Origin of the sequence: Variovorax paradoxus, from assembly GCF_000834655.1 — a bacterium.
Taxonomy (GTDB): Bacteria; Pseudomonadota; Gammaproteobacteria; order Burkholderiales; family Burkholderiaceae_C; genus Variovorax; species Variovorax paradoxus_F.
In genome coordinates, this window is record NZ_JXQQ01000092.1 from 1 (window position 1) to 3196 (window position 3196).

1 protein-coding gene is annotated in these 3196 nt (G+C 68.5%); it reads left to right on the plus strand.

Features of this window, described 5'->3' with window-relative positions; translation table 11 throughout:
- On the plus strand, nt 1-3196 hold a 3196-nt coding region (locus tag RT97_RS27800), incomplete at both ends, for an amino acid adenylation domain-containing protein (protein ID WP_042582093.1).

Sequence of the window (3196 nt, forward strand, 5' to 3'; positions counted from 1 at the left end):
GGTCGGTGCAGGTGCGCACCTTGTTCCAGCACCCGCAGCTTGCTGCCTTTGCGCAGGCACTGACGCAGGAGCGGCAAGGCGATGAAGTCGCTGTTCCTGCCAACGGCATCCCCGCCAATTGCAAGGCGATCGAGCCGCAGATGGTCACGTTGATCGAGCTGGATGCCCCGCAGATCGCGCGCATCGAATCGGCAGTGCAGGGCGGTGCCTCCAACATCCAGGACATCTACCCCCTCGCGCCCCTGCAAGAGGGCATGCTGTTCCATCACCTGCTGCAGACAGAAGGCGATGCCTACGTCACGCCGCTGGGCCTGAGCTTCGACAGCCGCCAGCGGCTGGAGCGCTTCATCGCCAGCTTCAATCAGGTGATCGCACGCCACGACATCCTGCGCACCGCGGTGCTGTGGGAGGGATTGAAGGAGCCGGTGCAGGTGGTGCAGCGCAACGCGACGTTGACGCTGCAATGGCTTCAGGACGTGGACATGGCCAATGACGTGGCAGGCCAACTCGCGGCCCACGTCCACCCCTCGCACTACCGAATCGACGTGCGCGAGGCGCCGATGATCCGCGCCATCGCCGCGCACGACGACAGGAGCAACCGCTGGCTGCTGCAACTGCCCAGCCACCACCTGGTGCTTGACCACACGACGCTGGACCTGCTGGTCGAAGAGATCGCGCTGATCGAGCAGGGCCGCCAGGCCGAGTTGCCCGAGCCGGTGCCCTTCAGGCGCTTCGTGGGGCAGGCGCGCCTTGGCGTGAGTCAGGCTGAACACGAGGCGTTCTTCCGCCGGATGCTGGGCGACGTGGACGAGCCGACGGCGCCGTTCAACCTGCTGGACGTGCAGGGCGACGGCACGCGGGTGCACGAGGCGAAGCTCAGGCTGGCGCCGGAGCTCGCGCAGCAGGTGCGACGCGAGGCGCAGCGCCATGGGGTGGGGGCGGCAACGCTGTTCCACCTGGCGTGGGCGCTGGTGCTGGGCAAGGCCACGGGCAAGGACGATGTGGTGTTCGGCACGGTGCTGTTCGGGCGCATGCAGGGCGGCCAGGGCGCCGAGCGCGCGGTCGGGCTTTTCATCAACACGCTGCCGCTGCGGATCCGCCTGGGAACCCGAAGCGTCCTGCATTGCGTGAAGCAGACGCATGAAGCGCTCACGCAACTGCTGCACCACGAGCATGCCGGCCTTTCTCTGGCGCAGCGCTGTACGGCATTGCCAGGCGGAACGCCGCTGTTCTCGGCGTTGCTGAACTACCGCTTCAATCCGCGGCCGGTGAAGTCGTCGAAGAACCCGCTGGGCGAAGGCATGGAAGTGCTCGGCGGGCGCGAGTTCACCAACTACCCGTTCGACATGTCGGTGGACGACCTGGGCGACGGTTTCGAGCTGGTCGCGCTGATCGACCAGGCTGTGGACGCGCAGCGCGTGTGCGGCCTGATGCATGCGGCGATCGCGGAGGTCGCCCGGGCGCTTTCAACGCAGCCTGCGCAGCTCGCATGCGACCTCGACCTGGTGCCCGCATTGCAGAAGCAACAGCTCGCGGCATGGGGCGTCAACCCGCAAGGCTACGACGATGCGCAGCCTGTGCACCGGCTGTTCGAGCGCCATGCGAAAGAAACGCCGGAGGCACCCGCGCTGGTGTTCGGCGATGCAACGCTGAGCTATGCGGAACTCAACGCGAGGGCCAACCGCCTCGCGCACCGCCTGATCGGACTCGGCGTGAATCCCGAGCACCGCGTGGGCATCGCGGTGGAGCGCTCGGTCGAGATGATGGTGGGCCTGCTCGCGATCCTGAAGGCCGGCGGCGCCTATGTGCCGCTCGACCCGGAGTACCCGGCCGACCGCCTGGCCTACATGGTCGGCGACAGCGGCATCGCGCTGCTGCTCACGCAGTCGCACATCGCGGGGCGCCTTGCATCCAGCGGCTCGTTGCCGACGCTGGCGCTCGATGCGCTCGACCTGTCTGCGCAGCCCGCGCACGATCCGCAGGTCGTGCTGCATCGCGACGGCCTGGCCTACCTGATCTACACCTCGGGCTCCACCGGCCGGCCCAAGGGCGTTGGCATTTCGCACGGCGCGCTGGTGCAGCATGCGCAGGAATCGATCCGGTTCTTCGGCCTCGTGCCATCGGACCGCGTGCTGCAGTTCTCGACGCTGAACTTCGACGGATTCATCGAGCAGACCTTTCCGCCGCTCGCGGCGGGCGCCGCGATCGTGCTGCGCGGCCCTGCGCTGTGGGACAGCGAGACCTTCTACCGCGAACTCATCGACAAGCGCATCAGCGTGGCAGACCTCACCACGGCCTACTGGCTGCTGCTCGCGCAGGACTTCGCGCGGCATGGCGAACGCCCGTACGGCGCGCTGCGACAGGTTCATGCGGGCGGCGAGGCGATGCCGCCCGAAGGGCTCAACGCCTGGCGCAAGGCAGGGCTCGCGCACATCGCGCTGCTCAACACCTACGGACCGACCGAGGCGACGGTCACGGCCTCGGTGCTCGATTGCGCGCCTTACTTGAAAGACTTGCAAGACGGCGACGAAGGCGTGCCGCTGCGCATGCCCATCGGCGTGCCGCTGGCAGGCCGCGCATTGCGCGTGGTCGGCCCCGACTTCAGCCTGGTGCCCCAGGGCGCGGCGGGCGAGCTGTGCATCGGCGGTGCGCTGCTGGCGCGCGGCTATCTCGGTCGGGCCGGGTTGAGCGCCGAGCGCTTCGTGGCTGATCCGTTCGACGACAAGGGCGGACGGCTCTATCGCACGGGTGACCTGGTCCGCTGGAACGAGCAGGGCCAACTGGAATACCTGGGGCGCATCGACCACCAGGTGAAGATCCGGGGCTTTCGCATCGAGCTGGGGGAGATCGAGGCGCAGCTGCTGTCGCAACTCGAGGTGCGCGAGGCCGTGGTGGTGGCCGGCGAAGGCCCGCTGGGCGCGCGCCTGGTGGGCTACGTCTCGGCGCATGCGGGCCGCGAGATCGGCTCGGCCGAGTTGCGCCAGCGCCTGGCCGAGGTGATGCCCGACTACATGGTCCCCTCGACGGTGGTGGTGCTCGGCGCACTGCCGCTGAACGCCAACGGCAAGGTCGACCGCAAGGCGCTGCCCGAACCCGGGCTGGAGAACGCCGACGCCTACGAGGCGCCGCAAGGTGAAGTCGAAGAAGCACTGGCCGCGATCTGGGCCGATGTGCTGGGCGTGGCGCGCGTGGGCCG